15 protein-coding genes are annotated in these 18844 nt (G+C 52.5%); 1 reads left to right on the top strand and 14 read right to left on the bottom strand.

Translation table 11 applies throughout. The features are described from left to right. Window positions 1-91: 91 nt before the first annotated feature. The 10 genes from IE076_RS14940 to IE076_RS14895 all read right to left on the bottom strand — a co-directional run bounded on the left by IE076_RS14940 (window position 92) and on the right by IE076_RS14895 (window position 13626). On the bottom strand, window positions 92-955 hold the full coding sequence (locus IE076_RS14940) for an ABC transporter ATP-binding protein (protein ID WP_189437591.1): 864 nt from the start codon (window positions 953-955) through the stop codon (window positions 92-94). An 87-nt stretch (window positions 956-1042) separates the two neighbouring features. Beyond that, window positions 1043-2356, bottom strand: coding sequence for an ABC transporter substrate-binding protein (locus tag IE076_RS14935; RefSeq protein WP_189437590.1), 1314 nt, complete (start codon window positions 2354-2356; stop codon window positions 1043-1045). Window positions 2357-2428: 72 nt separating this feature from the next. Then, complete coding sequence (locus IE076_RS14930) at window positions 2429-3505, bottom strand: branched-chain amino acid ABC transporter permease (RefSeq protein ID WP_189437589.1); 1077 nt, start codon at window positions 3503-3505, stop codon at window positions 2429-2431. 11 nt (window positions 3506-3516) lie between these two features. Next, complete coding sequence (locus IE076_RS14925; RefSeq protein WP_189437588.1) at window positions 3517-4500, bottom strand: branched-chain amino acid ABC transporter permease; 984 nt, start codon at window positions 4498-4500, stop codon at window positions 3517-3519. 10 nt (window positions 4501-4510) lie between these two features. Next, the gene (locus tag IE076_RS14920) at window positions 4511-5320 is read right to left on the bottom strand and encodes an ABC transporter ATP-binding protein (protein ID WP_189437733.1); all 810 of its coding nucleotides are present in this window, start codon (window positions 5318-5320) and stop codon (window positions 4511-4513) included. A gap of 5 nt (window positions 5321-5325) precedes the next feature. Further along, window positions 5326-7308 carry an AMP-dependent synthetase/ligase gene (locus IE076_RS14915; RefSeq protein WP_189437587.1) on the bottom strand — a complete coding sequence of 661 codons (1983 nt, stop codon included), beginning with the start codon at window positions 7306-7308 and terminating at the stop codon, window positions 5326-5328. Window positions 7309-7759: 451 nt separating this feature from the next. Next, window positions 7760-9340, bottom strand: coding sequence for a TRAP transporter large permease (locus tag IE076_RS14910; RefSeq protein WP_189437586.1), 1581 nt, complete (start codon window positions 9338-9340; stop codon window positions 7760-7762). A gap of 6 nt (window positions 9341-9346) precedes the next feature. Then, complete coding sequence (locus tag IE076_RS14905; RefSeq protein WP_189437585.1) at window positions 9347-9880, bottom strand: TRAP transporter small permease subunit; 534 nt, start codon at window positions 9878-9880, stop codon at window positions 9347-9349. A gap of 130 nt (window positions 9881-10010) precedes the next feature. Further along, window positions 10011-11099: a TRAP transporter substrate-binding protein gene (locus IE076_RS14900; RefSeq protein WP_189437584.1), complete on the bottom strand. Its 1089-nt coding sequence runs from the start codon at window positions 11097-11099 to the stop codon at window positions 10011-10013. A gap of 694 nt (window positions 11100-11793) precedes the next feature. Continuing rightward, the gene (locus IE076_RS14895) at window positions 11794-13626 is read right to left on the bottom strand and encodes a HoxN/HupN/NixA family nickel/cobalt transporter (protein WP_280514303.1); all 1833 of its coding nucleotides are present in this window, start codon (window positions 13624-13626) and stop codon (window positions 11794-11796) included. Window positions 13627-13895: 269 nt separating this feature from the next. On the opposite strand from IE076_RS14895, the gene IE076_RS14890 reads away from it, so the two are divergent. Then, complete coding sequence (locus IE076_RS14890) at window positions 13896-14984, top strand: Glu/Leu/Phe/Val family dehydrogenase (RefSeq protein ID WP_189437582.1); 1089 nt, start codon at window positions 13896-13898, stop codon at window positions 14982-14984. A 99-nt stretch (window positions 14985-15083) separates the two neighbouring features. Here IE076_RS14890 and IE076_RS14885 read toward each other — a convergent pair whose 3' ends face one another. The 4 genes from IE076_RS14885 to IE076_RS14870 are packed head-to-tail and all read right to left on the bottom strand — an operon-like array spanning window position 15084 to window position 18679. Next, window positions 15084-16025 (bottom strand): LysR family transcriptional regulator, encoded by a 942-nt coding sequence (locus IE076_RS14885; protein WP_189437581.1) that lies wholly within the window; start codon window positions 16023-16025, stop codon window positions 15084-15086. 26 nt (window positions 16026-16051) lie between these two features. Then, entirely contained in the window at window positions 16052-16576 is a 525-nt protein-coding gene (locus IE076_RS14880) for a DUF2937 family protein (protein WP_189437580.1), read from the bottom strand. 18 nt (window positions 16577-16594) lie between these two features. Further along, window positions 16595-17572: a WD40 repeat domain-containing protein gene (locus tag IE076_RS14875; RefSeq protein ID WP_189437579.1), complete on the bottom strand. Its 978-nt coding sequence runs from the start codon at window positions 17570-17572 to the stop codon at window positions 16595-16597. 6 nt (window positions 17573-17578) lie between these two features. After that, the gene (locus tag IE076_RS14870) at window positions 17579-18679 is read right to left on the bottom strand and encodes a CobW family GTP-binding protein (RefSeq protein WP_189437578.1); all 1101 of its coding nucleotides are present in this window, start codon (window positions 18677-18679) and stop codon (window positions 17579-17581) included. Window positions 18680-18844 lie beyond the last annotated feature (165 nt).

Genomic DNA, 18844 nt, shown 5'->3' with positions numbered 1-18844 from the left:
GCAGCATGCAGACTATTCAAAACCAGATACATTGACTTCCTGTAATAGTTCACCCCCATCTTTTTGGGGTAGCTCTGCGAACAGCACCAGATTACGCCAACCAGCGCTTACGACGCTTGTAATGTTTGCCATCGCGGAAGGATTTGCGCCCTTCTCCGCCAACACCAAGATAAAACTCTTTTACGTCTTCATTTTCACGCAAAGATTCAGCATCACCATCCAGCACGATACGACCTGCTTCCATGATGTACCCGTAGGTCGCGTACTTCAGCGCCACATTGGTATTCTGCTCGGCAAGAAGGAACGACACACCTTCGTTTTTGTTAAGCTGCTTCACAATCTCGAAAATCTCTTCCACCAGCTGCGGTGCGAGACCCATAGACGGTTCATCAAGAAGGATCATTTCCGGGCGGCTCATCAAAGCACGGCCCACCGCACACATCTGCTGCTCGCCGCCAGAAGTGTAACCCGCCTGCGAAGCACGCCGCTCACGCAAACGCGGGAAATAGTCATAAACCATCTCAAGATCACGCTTGATCGCGGCAGAACCATCCTTACGGGTATAGGCACCCGTCATCAGGTTATCTTCAATGGACAAATGGCCGAAGCAATGGCGACCTTCCATAACCTGAATGCACCCTCGCCGAACCAACTCGTTTGGAGACTGAGCCTGAACTTCTTCGCCCTGAAAAATGATATTGCCCTTGGTCACTTCTCCACGCTCTGCCTGCAACAGGTTGGAGATAGCCTTCAAGGTCGTTGTCTTACCGGCACCGTTCGCCCCGAGCAAAGCAACAATCCCGCCCTTGGGCACGGTCAAAGAGACACCTTTGAGAACCAGCACCACGTGGTCGTAAATGACTTCAATGTTGTTAATAGACAAAATGTCGTCGGCAACCTGCAGGTTAGCGGCTGGTGCCTTGGAGTTTGATGTCTTTTCTGCAATTGCGTTCATGAGATCAGCCTTAGCCTGCGAACATTCCGAATGTTTGAATTGGTAGAGATGGACGGGCACCGAAGCGCCCGACCATTTTACAAATGCTTAGTTACAGGCAAGGTCGCCACGACCCGGCCAAGGAGCATTGTTCTTCGCGTATTCTGCAGCTTTCTCCAGCTCAAGTGGCTTGATCAGCTCACGGTCCGGCTTCAGCATGTCGCTTACGCGCACGAACTCTTCGCCATTCCACTCAAGCATCCACGCGCCCGCATGGCCGGTATGGTTGTCACACCCCATCTGCAGTGGCGGGGTCATGCCCTTCATACCCAGCTCTTCAAGGCGAGCTTCGGTGATGTTCAGGTTCTCAAGGCCCCAACGCAGCTGCTCTGGGTTGATGTTCTTCACACCAAAGTGCTCCTGAGCCGTTTTTGCAGCTTCAGCCAGATAGAGAGACAGGATAATTCCGCGCTGGTAGAACACGGTGTCCAGGTCCGCATCAGATTTGACATGCGACTTGCCTTTGGAAACAACATGCTTGCGGATGTCATCCATCACAGGGTAGTTGCCTGGAACATTGAAGCTGATGGACTTATAGCCCTTCGCCTTTGCCCCAACGTTCTGCAAATCTGCGTCCGATCCAGACCACCAGATCCCGATGAAGTTTTCAATTGGGTAACGGGTCTTAACCGCTTCGGTGATCGCACCGGCGTTCATAGCACCCCAACCCCACATCACGACGTTGTCTGGACGCTCGCGGCGGATCTGCAGCCACTGTGCAGACTGGTTCTGCATTTCTTTCAGACCAACTGGAACTGGAACCAGCTCAAAGCCATGCATTTCGGAGAGCTTTTGCAGAAGCGGAATTGGCTCTTTGCCGAACGGATGGTCAAGGTGCAGAAGAACAATCTTCTTACCCTTCAGCGAAGACATGTCACCCTTGGCAATATAGTCGAGGATCATGTAAGCCCCGTCCCAGTAGGACACAGGCGGGTTAAACGCCCAGGCAAAGGTATTCCCGTCTGACATAGGCGAGAAACCATAGCCCGGTGCCAGAATTGGAATACGGTCAACATTGGTGCGCGGCATAACCTGCAAGGTGATGCCGGTAGACCATGGCTGTGTGACGAGTGCGTCGCCCTTGGTCTTCTCGTAGCACTCAACGCCTTTGTTGGTGTTGTAGCCGGTTTCACACTCAATGTAGTCAACCGGCACACCACCGATACCGCCGTCACGCTCGTTCAGCATCAGCATATAATCACGCTGACCGTTCATGATCGGAGTACCAGTACCCGCAAATGGGCCTGTCCGGTATGTCAGGTTTGGAAAGTTAAGACCGTCCGCTGCCATCGCAGCCGAGCTCATAGCGACTGCAAGAGCACCTGCTGCAACGACCTTACTAAAATTCGCAAAGTGTTTCATATTTTCCTCCACATTTGCGGCTCCCACCGCGGGCCATTTCCTCTATTCCCCAGCTGCTCCCGCAGTTCTTAATTAGTGAGGGAATGGCCAAATAATGAGCTTTTCACGAATAAGCGCCCAGAACCGCGCCAGACCGTGAGGCTCAACAATCAAGAACATGATAATGAGTGAACCAACCACCATAACGTTGACGTGTTCCATGGTGGCAGAACCAATGGTCAGACCAAGAAGTTCAGGTAACAGGCCCAAAACAACCGGCAGAGCCACGATCAGTATCGCCCCCAGGAAGTTGCCCATCACACTGCCAAGACCACCAATGATCGCGATGAAGACGATCTGGAAACTCATTGGAATATCAAAGAGGTTCGGTTCAGCAGCGCCCTTCCAGAAGAACACCATCAACGCACCGGCAATACCGACGATATAAGAGCTGACCGCAAAGGCCGAAAGCTTTGCACGCATCAGATTGATGCCCACCAGCTCCGCCGCAATATCCATATCGCGAACAGCCTTCCACGTACGGCCATAACGGCCGCGTGTAACGTTGATCATCGCAAAGGTCACAACCGAGACAATACCAAGGACGAAGTAGTACTGGACCATGGGCGACGCAGTCGGGCCAGTCACAACAAGACCGAAGATGTCCATGGTACGCACTTCAATCGCGCCAGATGCATTGTAGTTGTAAAGCCACGCCCACTTCTCAAAGAGCCACACCAGAAAGAACTGCGAAGCAAGCGTTGCAATCGCAAGGTAAAACCCCTTGATCCGCAATGACGGTAGACCAAACGCAACCCCAACCGCCGCCGAGAAGAACCCGGAAAGGAACAGCGCAATAATGATGTTCATTTCGGGGAAGATCGTAGTGATCTTGTAGCAAGCATAAGCGCCAACACCCATGAAGCCTGCGGTACCCAACGAGAGCTGACCTGCATATCCTGTCAGAATATTCAGGCCAAGCGAGGCCAGAGAATAAATCAGCACCGGCACAAGCAGAGCCTTGTAGGTGAACTCCGACGCAAACATCGGAAAGATCGCATACATGATCGCAAGGATCACAACCAGCAAGAACATGTCCTGCTTGATTGGGAAGAGCGCCTGATCGCTTTCGTAAGTCGTTTTGAACTGACCAGAAGTTCTGTAAAACACGGCAGGCCCCCTTACACGCGCTCGATGATTTTTTCACCGAACAGCCCTTGCGGACGGAACAGCAGAACAATCAAAGCAAAGATGAAGGCGAACCAGGTTTCGGTGTTGCCACCAAACAGGGGTTGGCCCCAATAAATTTCGAAGATTTTCTCAAGAAGACCGATTGCGATACCGCCAATAATGGCACCCGAGACCGATTCCAGACCACCAAGCATCAACACCGGCAGTGCCTTGTAGGCGATCACTTCCAGAGCAAAGGACACACCTGCACGGGCACCCCAGACAATACCGGTGGCAAGCGCAATCACACCCGCAATGAACCAGACCAGAACCCAGATGGTGCTGAGAGAGATACCCACCGACAGAGCCGCAGTATGATCATCCCCCAGCGCACGGATCGCACGGCCCATGGCGGATTTGTTGAGGAACACCAACAAGCTGACCACCAGCACAATCGCCATGACGACCGCAAACACATCTTTTTCTTCCAGAAGCAGGAAGCCGCCAAACGGTTCAAACTCAATAGAACCAGTTGGAATACCAAGCGCTTCGGTGATCATCACCTTGTTTTCACCACCGAACACGAACTCGCCGAACCCGATGAGGAACATGGTGATCCCGATGGTCGCCATGAACAAAATGATATCCGGCTGACCAACAAGCGGACGAAGCACCATGCGCTCCACGCCCATCGCCAAGGCATACATAATGCCCAGAGTAAGCGGCATCGCGATTGCAGCAGCAACAAACTCGTTGCCCACGAACGGAACCAGGAAGGAGTGCAAGCCCACCAAAGACAGCGCCGCAAACACAACCATAATACCCTGCGCAAAGTTGAAGATGCGCGAGGACTTAAAGATAAGAACGAAACCAAGTGCGATCAGAGAATAAAGAACGCCGGAGACCAACCCTTCCCACAAAACCTGCAGAAAGAAGTCCGGCAGTTCGAACATCTGAACGAATGGATCAATAAATACACTGTAAAGCGTTTCCATGGGGAGCTCCCTAGTGTGAGAGGCCCAGATAGGCATCAATGACTTCTTGATTGCTTTGCACTTCTTCTGGCACGCCATCAGCGATTTTGCGGCCATAGTCCAAAACAACGACACGATCAGAAAGGTCCATCACAACACCCATGTCATGCTCAATCAGAGCAATCGTGGTGCCGAGCTGATCATTCACATCAAGAATGAAGCGGCTCATGTCCTCTTTCTCTTCCAAATTCATCCCTGCCATCGGCTCATCGAGCAGCAGCAGTTCTGGCTCCATCGCCAACGCGCGAGCAAGCTCAACACGCTTTTGCAAGCCGTATGGAAGCGTACCCACAGGTGTGCGACGGATATGTTGGATTTCGAGGAAGTCGATGATCTCCTCGACCTTCTTGCGGTGCTCAATCTCTTCCCGCTGTGCAGGGCCCCAATAGAGCATCTGCCAGAACATGTTCCGCTTCATCCGCGTTGCCCGTCCCGCCATGATGTTGTCCAGCGTGGACATGCCCTTGAACAAAGCAACGTTCTGGAACGTGCGAGCAATACCCTGACTAACCGCAAGGTGCGGTTTCATGGAACTGCGCTTTTCGCCGTTGAAGGTGATCACACCTTCCTGTGGCTGGTAAAAACCATTGATCACATTGAGCATGGACGTCTTGCCAGCACCATTGGGACCGATGATTGCGCGAATTTCGCCCTTCTTGATGTTGAAGGAGATATTCGTGATTGCCTTAACGCCGCCAAAGGAGAGAGAAACATTCTCAAGATCCAGCAAAACCTCGCGCTCCTCGGCCCGTCTTTTGACCTCTTCGAGCGTTGGATCCATTACAGTCATTCTGCCGCCTCCCCAATCGCGGACATTGCATCAGTACGATAAGTGTCCATCTCCCGGATCTCGACAGTGGCTTCGATCGTACCTTGACGACCATCTTCAAAAGTCACCTCAGTCACCACATGCTTGGAGGTCTCGCCGGCATAAAACGCTTCAATCAAAGGCGCATAACGATCGGCAACGAAGTTACGACGTACTTTCTGAGTACGTGTCAGCTCGCCATCATCCGGGTCCAGTTCTTTATGCAAAACAAGGAAGCGTTTGATCTGGGCACCAGCCATCATCGGCTCTTGCGAAAGATCCTTGTTCACCTGATCCACATGGCTCTGGATTGTCTTGTAAACCTCTGGATGCGCAGCAAGTTCCTGATAGGAGGCGTAAGCAATGTTGTTACGCTCCGCCCAGTTGCCAACCGCAACAAGATCAATGTTCACGAAGGCACAAACATAATCGCGCTCATTCCCGAAGGTCACAGCCTCTTTGATGTTCGGGAAGAACTTCAGTTTGTTCTCGATGTATTTCGGCGCAAACATGGAGCCATCATTCAGCTTGCCCACGTCCTTCGCACGGTCGATGATCTTCAGGTGACCGTTATCAAGGAACATGCCTGCGTCACCCGTGTGAACCCAACCTTCCTCGGTTTTGGTATCCTTGGTCGCGTCATCGTTCTTGTAATAACCAAGGAACGCACCCGGAGAGCGATACATAACCTCACCACTGTCAGCGATCTTCACCTCAACGTCTGGCATAGGAACGCCAACCGTATCCGCATAGATCTGACCGTCTGGCTGAGAGGTAATGAACACGGAGGATTCTGTCTGGCCGTAAAGCTGCTTCAGGTTCAAGCCAATCGAACGATAGAACTTGAAGATCTCAGGCCCGATCGCTTCACCCGCCGTGTACGCCACCCGAACACGGGAAAAACCCATCTCGTTCTTCAGCGGACCATAAACGCAGAACTCACCAACCGCGTACTTCATACGCGCAAACAGAGAAACCTTGTCTCCGTTCAAAATGCGCTCGCCAACCTGATTGGCATAATCGAGGAAGTAGTCGAACAGCTTCTTCTTCATCTTGCTCGCATCTTCCATGCGAACCATGATGTGCGTCAGCATGCCCTCAAATACGCGAGGCGGCGCAAACATGTATGTTGGTGCGATTTCCTTACGGTCGATTGAAACCGTCTCAGGCCCCTCAGGACAGTTCACGCAATAGCCAGCCGTAAGGCACTGGGCGTAGGAGAACACGTGGTCGCCAACCCATGCCATTGGCAGGTAGGCAACAGTATCCGCGTTTTCATCCAGATTATCGAACTTGTTCGCGTTCTCGACTGCAACGATCAGATTCTTGAAGGTCAGCATCACCCCTTTGGGACGACCAGTCGTACCGGAGGTGTAAAGGATCACAGCAATGTCTTCACGCTTGCCTGCGTTGACAGCTTCAAACCACTCATTGGCAGTCTGCTCATCAGTATCGAGCAGCGCCTGTCCGGCTTCCTGAACGCTCAAATAACGATGAAGACTGGTGTGGTCGTAGTCACGCAGACCTTTAGGGTCTTCATAAATGATGTGCTCAAGCAGCGGCAGCTTCTCGGACATCTCAAGCAGCTTATCAACCTGCTCCTGATCCTCAGCAACAGCAAAGCGAACCTCTGCATGACCAAGAACATAAGCAATCTCTTCGGCCACTGAGTCAGAATAGACCGGGATCGGAACACCACCTAAGGCCTGTACCGCTGCAAAAACCCAATAAAGGTGCGGACGGTTTGCACCAATCACCGCAACCTTGTCGCCTTCCTTACACCCAAGGCTTTTGAGCCCAAGGGAAAGCTTGCGCACTTCTTCCAGAACCTCGCGCCAGGTCCAGCTCTGCCAGATCCCGAGGTCCTTCTCTCGATACGCGGGCCGATCCCCCCAATCCCGCGCATTCCGAATAAGCAACTGCGGGAATGTATCCATACCCGCTGACGGAGGCACCTGCATCTTTCCATCACCTCTCGCCAAAGGTCACCAAAGGACCTTTGGTCTGCCTGTTTACTCTGAGGAATACGAAAGACTAGTAGCCTCGCCTCGCAAGTCCTCCACCTGCGAGCTCCTCCCCTGCACTGAGTCTTAGCAAGATACAGAAGCTTTTTTAATTGGTTTTATTTATTGCGCATTGCAACCTTACGCACTTGTGCAATGCAAAACTGTGATATTTCAATGCGTTACATTAGAAAACGTCTAGACTAAGGTATACATGCACTATATTTGCCACGCACACGCGAAATACCCTAGGGAAATCAAGCTCCAATACTTTTGAATAAGGATAAATTCCTTTTTATAGAACATTGGACTAACTCAAAAAAGAATCACTTATTTCGATTAGTAGCACTGCAACAAAAAAGGGGCGCGAATACTCGCGCCCCTTACTAATACTAATCGATTACTACCTTTAGCCGTAGATGACTTTCGGCAGCCATGTTGCCAGATCTGGCAGGTACCACAGGATCACCAGCATCAGCACCTGAATGAGAACAAACGGGATGATGCCGAGGTAGATGTCTGAGGTCTTCACAGACGGAGGAGCAACACCGCGCAGGTAGAACAGTGCAAAGCCGAACGGAGGCGTCAGGAACGATGTCTGCAGGTTCACAGCCATCATCACACCCAGCCACGCTGGGTTCATTGGCTCACCATTAGGCATCTCCAGCTGCAACAGAATTGGTGCAACAAGCGGCACAACCACGAACACGATTTCCAGGAAGTCCAGGAAGAAGCCAAGTACGAACATCACAAGCATAACTGCAATAATCGCACCCAACGCACCACCAGGCAGACCGGTCAGCGCTTCACGCACCAACTCTTCACCACCAAGATCGCGGAAGATCAAAGAGAAGAAGGTCGCGCCGATCAGGATCACAAACACCATACAGGTGATCTGTGTGGTCGACTGCATCACAGGCACCAGCACTTTACCGGCAAACACTCGGTACAGTGACACCAGCAACCCATAAGCAAGCACGGCACAGGCTGCACCAGCAACCCAGATACCTACCATATCACCTGTCGGGATCACGGTACGCGCAACGCGCAGATCCATAAAGGACGTCAGCACCAGCACAACAATGAGCGAAAGCACCGCCATGTAAATCGGCCACGGCTTATCTTCCTTCATACGGTAGCCAGCCAGCAACAGCGCACCCACGGCACCAACAGCAGCCGCTTCAGTCGGCGTTGCGATACCAGCAAGAATAGAGCCAAGAACCGCAATGATAAGCGCAATTGGCGGAACCAGCGCATGCAGGATCTGGCTCAGCGTTGGCCCCGCCGTACCTTCATTACGCATAGGCGGAGACTTGTGCGGCTGGGTAAACGCAACAAACAGCTGATAGCAGAGGTACAAACCAACCAGCACCAGACCCGGAATAAGCGCACCTGCGAAAAGGTCACCCACTGAGAACGGCTCTGGAGCAAAATTGCCCATTTCACGCTGTGCAATCTGGTAGCCGTTAGACAGCTGGTCCGCCAGGAACACGAGCACGATAGAAGGCGGAATAATCTGGCCAAGCGTACCGGAAGCCGCAATCGAACCACAGGCAATACGCGGATTATAGCCGTTACGCAGCATTGTTGGCAGCGACAACAGGCCCATGGTCACAACGGTTGCGCCCACAATACCGGTAGAAGCAGCAAGCAACGCACCCACAATAGTCACGGAAATGCCCAGACCACCCGGCATCCGCCCGAACAGGCGGCCCATGGTCTCAAGCAGCTCTTCAGCCACCTTAGAGCGCTCCAGCATCACACCCATAAAGATGAAAAGCGGAACAGCAATCAGGGTTTCGTTAGACATGGTGCCGAAAATTCGGCTTGGAATTGCCCCGAGCGTAACACTGCCACCAAGGAGAGTTGCAATCAGAGCGAAGATAAGTGCGACACCGGCAAGCGTAAATGCAACAGGAAAGCCCAGTAGCAAGAAGATGCAGGCAACCGCGAACATCAAGATATCAAGAGTATGAAGAAGTCCATCCATCTCCGTTTACTCCTGGTTCTGACGGAAAGAGTCGAGCGCCTGCTTGTCACCGCCAAGGGCAAGAACGCATCGAATAATAATAGCAAGCCCCTGCAGGGCAACGAGAACAGCAAAGGCAATGATCGCGCTCTTCAGGAGATAACGTCCCTGAATGCCTGATGCTTCCTGAGACCCTTCCCAGATTGCCCATGAACTGGCCACATAACCCCAGGACCAATAGACAATCACGGCACACATCGGAAGAAGGAAGGCGACTGAACCGAACAGATCAACCATTGCTTTGAAGCGGGGACGTGCATCACGGTAAAAGATGTCAACTCGCACATGCCCATCCACGCTGAGCGTATAGGCAGCAGCCAACATAAACAGGAAACCGTGCATGTAGGTGATGGATTCTTGCATCCAGATCGAGCCGAGACCGAAAACGTATCTCATCACCACCACAGTAAACTGGACAAGAACAATGCCCAAAGACAGCCAGGCGCAGGTCTTACCGATCCCGCCATTGACTGAGTTAATCAGGTTCATAAGGGCGCGCATGCCCGCCTCTTTTGTCTTGATCTAAGCCAAGCCTCTAGGATTTTTATTGGGCCCCAAAGGCCAGGGTAGAATTTTGAAAGAAAAGCTCTCCGCAACGGGTGCGGAGAGCTCGTGCAGCAAATAAGAAAAATTAGCCCAGAATACGGTCACGTGCCGTCAGGAAGTTACGCTCCGCAATGCTGGACCATGCAGAGGTCTCCTTACGAGACTTCAGGTAGCTTTCATAGATACGCTTTGAAAGATCATCAGTTTCAGCCACTTCAGCCACAACTTCTTCGGACTTACGGCCAATTGCATCGAACACATCGTCGGAGAAATCACGAACCTGAACATTGTGCTTGCTCAGCAGAGTCTCCAGAGCAGCACCGTTCTTGTAGTTGTATTCAGCGAACATGTAATTGTTCTCAGCCATAGAAGCAGAACGGATCAGTTCCTGCTGACCAGGTGTAAAGCTTTCCCAAACACCTTTGTTCATACCCAGAGACAGACCAGCACCTGGCTCATGGAAGCCTTTGGTGTAGTAGAATTTTGCCACTTTGTAGAAGCCGAATGCCATGTCGTTCCATGCACCCACCCACTCGGTTGCGTCGATCGCACCGGACTGAAGCGCAGGGAAGATTTCAGAGCCAGGAAGAGCAACAGCGGAAGCACCCAAACGGCGCAGAACTTCGCCACCCAGACCAGGCATACGCATTTTCAGGCCTTTGAGGTCTTCAAGAGAGTTGATCTCTTTGTTGAACCAGCCACCTGCCTGAAGACCAGTGTTACCAGCCAGGAAGGATTTCACGTTAAACTCAGCAGACAGCTCATCCCAAAGCTGCTGACCACCACCAAAGTGCATCCACGCTTCCAGTTCAGCAGCGGTCATGCCATTTGGAACAGCAGTGAAGAAGCCAAATGCTTTGTGCTTGCCCAGCCAGTAGTACTCAGCACCATGGTACATGTCAGCCGTACCGTTAGAGACGGCGTCGAAGCTCTCAAATGCAGGAACAAGCTCGCCAGCTGCGAAAAGCTTAACAGTCAGCTGACCTTCACTTGCAGCTGTGATGCGGTCAGCAATACGCTGCGCACCCACACCCAGACCTGGAAAGTTTTTCGGCCAGGTAGTGACCATTTTAAGTTCGCGCTTACCAGATGCGAGAGCCGGAGCTGCAAGAGTAGCAGCACCTGCGGTCGCGCCTACAAAACCAGCATTTTTCAGAAAACTACGACGGTCCATAAAAACTCCTCCAAAGAGCTTCTTAATTCTATCCCTCTATGCCACCGCAGAAACCACCCTCTTCTTTTGAGATATCTGCGACCACATCACCAACTTATTATAACCTTAAAACTAAGTGGAAATACACGGAAATGTACATGGCATTCGACAAATTAATTATAGTTCGATCAACTGAGCATCGCTCAACAATGCGTTTTTAACCTAAAATCGACCGTTACGTAACTACCGAAATATTCGTAGAAATTCCCGCCTCGCGAAGACAATAATGAACCTTAAAAGATCGATTTTTTAGGCTTTTCTTTCAATGTTAATAACTGCGCATTCCTACCCGAAACCGCTTCAGGAATTTCCCGCTGTTTTCCTTAGGTAATTTGACGGAGAGCTTAAAAAACAACTATTTAGGGGGAGAGATCAACAGATTTCGCGGGATATACACTTGACGACCAGAGCAAACGATCACCAGACATGGCAACACCGCCCGGTCTCTCAGGCGGTATCTTCACAATGCGATAAAAACTGAGCGTCTCTGGGGGCCTTTCAGCGGACGATCCGGGCCTCGCGCCGCCATGAAGTGCAAAGGAAATTGGCGCATTAACGATATTGCGCAATTCACTCAAATTTACCCTTCATCGGATGCTTAGAAGCATTTTTCTCATCTATTTTGGGAGCAGATCAGCCCCCAAAACACCCGATTCTAGAACAGAGCCGCAGCACCACCGCCGTTCAGTCCGGCCACCAGCATCAGCGTGCCCATGAGCAGAACGGTAAGCGCACCAGCCACCTCAAAACCGCGCGTGATAAGCGTACCAGCCTGGCTCTCGGCACCCCAGATCCGCAAGGCAACATCCCGTGAAAGCACAGCAAGGCTTGCCAGAATGGAAACGGTAATGCCCGTCCCCAGCGCCATCACCAGCGTGGACGCCACACCGGCCCATACCATGCCCTGTGAGAAGGCAAAGGCAAGAACAACCAAGGCCCCCGTACATGGACGAAGTCCAACGGCCAGGATAATGGACCAGATGCTTGTCAGCGTCATTGCACTATTTTGCACCATCTCCGGATCTGGCGCATGCGAATGCCCACAACTGGAGCAGACTTTGCCGTGGCTCGTATGCTCATCATGGTGATGACCACAGCTCGAAGCAGACTTCTTTCCAAACCATGGGTTCAGAACACGCTGCCAGACAAGATAAAGGCCAAGCAGGAAGACCAGCACATAAGAGCCCAGTTCAAACCAGCGCGCCGTTGAGCTGATCGCTGTACTGGTTAGATGCAACAGAACACCGGCACCACCAACCAGAACAATCGCCGTCACGGCCTGCGCAAGCGCAGACGCAAAGGACAGCACAATGCCTTTCTTCAGCGTCTGGTCATCGGCAATCACATAGGAAGAAATCACCGCCTTGCCATGTCCCGGCCCTGCTGCGTGGAACACGCCATAAGCAAAGCTGATCAGCATAAGAAGCCAGCCTGCGGACGGATTGTTCCGGAAATTTCTCAACGTACTTGTAAGCTTCAGATAGAACTCATTCTGCAGCCGGGTAAGCGTCGCCATACCCTGCTGGATGATATTCATATCTGGACCGCGAACCTCGGTCTCTGTGATACTTTCCGGCACGGAGATCGAAGACAGAGCAACTGGATTGCCCCCCCGTGCAAGCCCCATAGCAGCCAGCTCAGCAGTTTGAGGCGGGTTTGCAACCGGAGCCTCGCGGGAAATCTCGTAGACAAACTTCGTACTACCGGTATTGCCACCAGTCCCTCCGCCAGTCCCGCTGGACGCGGCAGCTGGCGCCGCTCCGTCACAGGTCAGAACCACCTGATTGACAAGCGTCTCGGTGTAATTGCGCAGCTCATCAGGGATATCGCGCTGATCAGCATCGATCGTCGCCAACTGCGCTGCAATCTGTCCATTCAGTTCTGGCGGGTGCACCAAGGAAACCGCACAATGCCCTGAGGCATTATCCAGCGTCACCGCCGTCCCCTCCTTATCCCACTTAAAATCGATGTAGTAGGTAGGATCATAAACATCGAGTGTGATCGGTTTATCAGCCTTGACCTTCTCTTTCAGCGGAAGCGTAAAATTCAGCTCAACCAAAGAGACCGGACCAGTAACCGGCTTACTGCGCCCAGCCGCAATGTCCTCGGCAATTGCCTGGCGGTCCTCGTCACTGATCAGCCAGTAGTCATCAAAATCGACCTGCACCATCCTCATGGACGGTTCAAACGGTTGGGTAAAATCTAGTTCGATCTGGCTATCATCCCCGAAGGTGAAATAACCAAACTCTTTAAGCCCCTGAATGTTGCTTTCGGCGAGCCCAGCGAGCTCGCTTTCCTCCAAAATTCCATTCCTGTTGGTGTCCAGCCCCTGTACCGCATAGGCTGTATACAGGTCATCAAACAACCATCTGTGCCGGATATGCGTCAGATACCCGTCATCATCAAAAACCAGCTCCGCACGCGCCTGCACAAACATGTGCGGATGCGCCATAACCTGTTGAGATGGCATTAGAAACGCGAGAAACATGAAGAGTGCGGTAAAATACCGTAGGAGCTTGTGAAACATGATACCTTAACAACACGCGAGGACCCAGCTCGAGAAGTGTAATAAAATAACGGCAAATTCAAGACCCATTTTTTTAGGATCCTTAGATACGTTTTTCCTGAAATTCAGAACCGTATGGATAATTATTCCGAATTACATGCTCATCACCTACGAAATAAACCGGATATTGCGTTGAGAATAAACCAAGATCCCTGCAACGCTTCTTGTTCAATTTCGTTTGGGAGGGCTGAATGAACGTGCCATTGCATAACAAAATAACGATCGATACCTATATGACCCCATTGGATCATCCAGAATTCGCTGGCCACGAGCAAATTGTTTTTGCGACAGATAACGAAACGGGCCTGAAAGCGATTATCGCGGTTCATAATACAAACCGCGGTCCGGGTCTCGGCGGATGTCGCATGTGGAATTATGCAAGCGCAAATGAAGCACTTACAGATGTGCTCCGCCTTTCCAAGGGCATGACCTACAAAAACGCGTTGGCTGACCTTGCTTTGGGAGGAGGAAAGTCAGTCATCATCGCAAACCCACGCACAGATAAGACCCCAGAGCTTCTCAAAGCCTTTGGCCGGCACATCAATCGTCTGGCTGGCAGCTACATCACCGCTGAAGACGTGGGTATCAGCTCTGATGACATGGAAATCATCGGCAGCGTAACCGATTTCGCCCGTGGAACTGAAGCAACAGGCTTTGGCGATCCATCGCCATATACAGCACTGGGAACCTTCGTCGGCATCAAAGCCGCCGCCAAGCACAAGTTCGGTTCAGACGACCTTAATGGCCTCACCGTATCTTTGAAGGGTCTTGGCCATGTGGGATACGACGTCGCCCGCCAGCTCCATGAAGCCGGTGCAACCCTCATAGTTTCAGACATTTATGATCCGGCTGTAACCCGCGCAGTCGAAGAGCTTGGTGCCACAAGCGTGTCTCCGGATGAAGCCCATCTGGTCAAAGCCGACATCTTTGCACCATGTGCATTGGGTGGAGGTCTCAACGCCGATACAATCCCGCATCTGAAAGTGGCAATTGTGGCTGGTGCTGCAAACAATCAGCTGGAAACACCTGAAGACGGCGCAGCTCTCATGGAGCGCGGCATTCTTTATGCGCCCGATTATGCCATTAACGCAGGTGGTGTCATCTCCGTTGCTCTGGGAGAGCCGGGCATTTCAGACAGCGTCGTGCGCCAGAAAACCATCGCCATTGGTGACACGCTGACACAGATTTTTGAAAGAGCGGCTACCGAAAAACGCCCAACCAACCTCATCGCAGACGAGTTGGCTGAAGAGCGCTTTCAACACCAGCACTATTCAGCCTAGAGCGTATTCCCGAAAAGTGGGTCCGGTTTTCGGAGAAGAATACGCGTAAAAATAAACGCTTAGAGCTTGGTGCGTGAATTCATATGAACGCGATAGGCTCTAAGCGATCTTCGGCTCCGGCCCTTTAAGCATATTGGGGCAGTCACCTTGCTGCTCCAGTTGCTTGTGCCAGTCGACCATGTAATCGACAAAAGCTCGAACCTTCGCCGAAAGGTGCCTGCGATGCGGGTAAACCGCGTACATCGCAGGCCCCGGCACTTCAAACTCTTCCAGCGCCGGGACCAGCGTCCCGTCGATCAACTCATCCAACACATAAAAGATCGGAAGGCGCACAACGCCAAGCCCGGCCGAAGCAGCAGCCACCGCTGTCTTGGCGCTGTTCACCTGCATCGGGCCTTTGACAGCAACGGAAGACCGTTCACCGTTCTCCAGAAACATCCAGTTGGTCTTGTGCTTGTAGTTGGTATCAACGATGCACGGCATATTGGCCAGCTCACTGGGCCTTTCAGGCATGCCATGTGCTTCCCAGTACGCGGGTGACGCACAAATAATCACCCGCACATCACGGATCTTGCGCGCAATCAGGCTGGAATCTTCAAGCTCAGCGACTCGAATGGCAACATCATACCCCTCCTCGACAATATCGACGAAGCGGTCTTCCATCTCGATATCCAGCTCAACCCGCGGATGATCCTGCAAGAACGAAGCAAGCACTTTGCTGAGCGTCGCTTCTGAAAACGAGCGCGGCGCGCTAAGCCGCAACCGGCCACGCACTTCCCGATGATCCTGCTGAACAGCATCCTTCAGATCGTCAAACCGCTGCAACAGCTCACCCGCCTCACGGAAATAAGCTTCCCCAACCTGCGTCAGCGATATCTGGCGGGTCGTACGGTTCAGCAGACGCACACCCAACTCATCTTCCAGCTCGCTCACATACTTAGAGATCAGCGCCTTAGAGCGCCCCATATCCCGCGCCGCTGCCGAAAAGCCACCGCTTTCTACCACCTGCAAAAAACATCTAATTCGTGTGATGGAATCCATCTATCAAACCTCTTGGGTGGTAAAACTCATTGGGCCTTCGCCAACCGCTTTTGCTGGTGCTTTCGCCGACGTCTCACGCGTCCAATAAGACCCATTGCGTGCAACACAAAAAATCCCACAGCAAACCCTAAGCCTGCCAGCACACCGCCTTCTGCAGTCACAGGCACAGCTGGCTCAAAATCATCCCAGGTCGCCTTGGAAAGCTTGGTATCCGGCTCTTTCAGAAAGATCCAGACCCGCTCAAATGCAGCAGCACCCGTCATCGCCAGTTGCTGCGCTCGCAACGCATCAAGACGCTCCAGCGAACGTTCGATGCTTTCCCCGCGCAGCTGCACAAATTCATCGCCGCTCTGCGCCATATGATCCAATGCGGTAGAAACGCTCCGGCTGGTCGCAGCTGCATCCGCCACAAAGTCCGCCTTCACCACCTCCAGTGCATCGATGGCACCGCCCATGCGCTGTCGGTACTGCTGAGCAAACTCCGGAAGCTGAGAGGTCGCAGTGCCACTCACAAGCGCAACGCCCAGCGTCAAAACCCTCGCAAGCATCATCACAACCTCCCCCTTAATTTAGTCCACCAGGGTAATCACCCCGGCAGCACCTTCTTCCGTACCAAATGCCAGGCGGTTCCCCTTCTTGTCCCAGGCAAGGGCAGAAACAGGACCAGCACCTGGACGGCGCAGCAAAACCTCGGCGTTGTCATGGAAACGAACAGCCATCACCATGCCGTCCTGATACCCAATCGCCAGCATATCTTCCTTCGGATGGCAGCAAACCGTGGTGACCATGCTATCACCGCGCACACCCAGCTCCAACGGCGCCTGCCCCATAGGGCCACTCTTGCCCATAAACGGCCAGAGAATCGCAGCCTGAGCACCCGAGGTGGCAAGATACTTGCCCTTGGCAGACCAACTCACAGACTTCACCTTACCCGGATACCCAGTCATGCGCATATCCTGACTATCCGCCAGACGCCAACCGTGCAGAGCATTCTCCTGCATGGAAGTCACAAGGTACTTCCCGTCAGGAGAATAAGTAATCAGACTGTGTGCGCCCTTCCAGCTCAGTTCCTGCGGATCACCCGCCGCATTCACCCAAAACAACGTCACACCATCATAGCGGGACGCCGCCAGACGCATACCCTTGGGAGCAAACGTCAAACCAGAAAACGCGCGCGGCAGCTGAAACTCTTTGATTTCGCCGCTTTTGAGACGAACCCAAGCGGTACGGCCAGAAGCATAGGCCACACTATCCTGCGGACCCGCAGCAATAATGTCGATCCATTTACGCGGCTGTTCGGCAATCTCTTCAACACTGCCATCAGCATTGACCTTGCAGATACGGCCATCGCCGCCGCCCGTGATCAAAGATTTGCCATCCAAAGAGGGCGTCGCGCAAAGCAATCCGTTTTTGTGAACCGGCGTCTGTGTTTCCGGCCCACCAGCAAAAAACACAGACCCTTCGCCACTGGCAAAGGCGGCAACATCACCAAGAAAGTTTGCGGAGATGACAAAGCCATCCGTATCAAGAGGAGCAGTTACAGGCACCAGAACTTACTCCGCAACACAAGCTTCAAACGCAGTCTTCAGCGCAGCACCATCCAGCTCACGACCGATGAAGACAATGCGGCTTTCGCGCTTCTCATCATCTCTCCAGTCACGCTGGTGGTTGCCTTCCACGATCATGTGAATGCCCTGCACCACATACCGCTGCGGATCATCCTTAAACGCCAGAATACCCTTCATGCGCAAAATGTTTGGGCCCTGAATCTGGGTCACCTGATTGATCCAGTCAAAGAACACCTTTGGCTCCAGATCACCAGCAGTGAAGGCGAAGGACTTCACTGAATGCGGGTCATCATGTTCATGATCGCAGTCCGGTCCGCACTCATGGTCAGGATGATCGTGATCATGCGCATGTCCATGATGGTGGTGATGATCATGGTCGTGGTCATGATCGCAATCAGGCCCACACTCATGGTCATGTGCGTGTTCGGCCTTCTTCAGGAACTCCGGATCCAGATCGAGGATACGGTCCAGCTCAAAAGCACCACGGTCCAGAACATCCGCAATTTCGATCTGACAACGCTCTGTGTGATGGATCTTTGCATAAGGGTTGATCTTACGGATCGCAGCTTCAACACCAGTCAGCTCTTCAGCAGAAACAAGGTCGGTTTTGTTCAGCAAAATCACATCGGAAAACGCAATCTGGTCTTCCGCTTCCTTGGTGTCCTTCAATCGCTGCTGCACATGGCGCGCATCAACAACCGCGACAACCGCATCCAGCTTGGCCGCATTGCGTACATCATCGTCCATAAAGAACGTCTGCGCCACAGGAGCCGGATCAGCCACACCAGTGGTCTCCACGATGATCGCGTCAAACGCACCTTTACGCTTCATCAGGTTCTCGACGGTGCGGATCAGGTCGCCACGCACGGTGCAACAAATGCAGCCATTGTTCATTTCATAGACTTCCTCGTCAGACTCAACGAGAAGGTCGTTATCAATACCGATTTCACCAAATTCATTGACAATCACAGCATACCGGGTGCCATGGTTTTCGCTCAAAATACGGTTCAACAAAGTGGTTTTACCTGCGCCCAGATATCCGGTCAGCACGGTAACAGGAATACGGCTCTCAGCAGCCTCGGACATTTACGTCTCCTTGGATGGGTGTGCCCTTGCAAGCAGCTGGCACATTATTCTCGTGCCCTCAATATAGACAGTTGCTCTGCCAGCAAAAGACCCCGCCCACCGATTAGCGAATATCCTTCCTTCTGTCCCCCAGGAATTCAGTCACCCAGCAAGGATTGAAGAGCA

Origin of the sequence: Pseudovibrio japonicus, from assembly GCF_014651595.1 — a bacterium.
GTDB classification, from domain to species: Bacteria; Pseudomonadota; Alphaproteobacteria; order Rhizobiales; family Stappiaceae; genus Pseudovibrio; species Pseudovibrio japonicus.
Note: the sequence above shows the minus strand (reverse complement) of the source record. Positions and strands in the feature narration are given on the sequence as shown.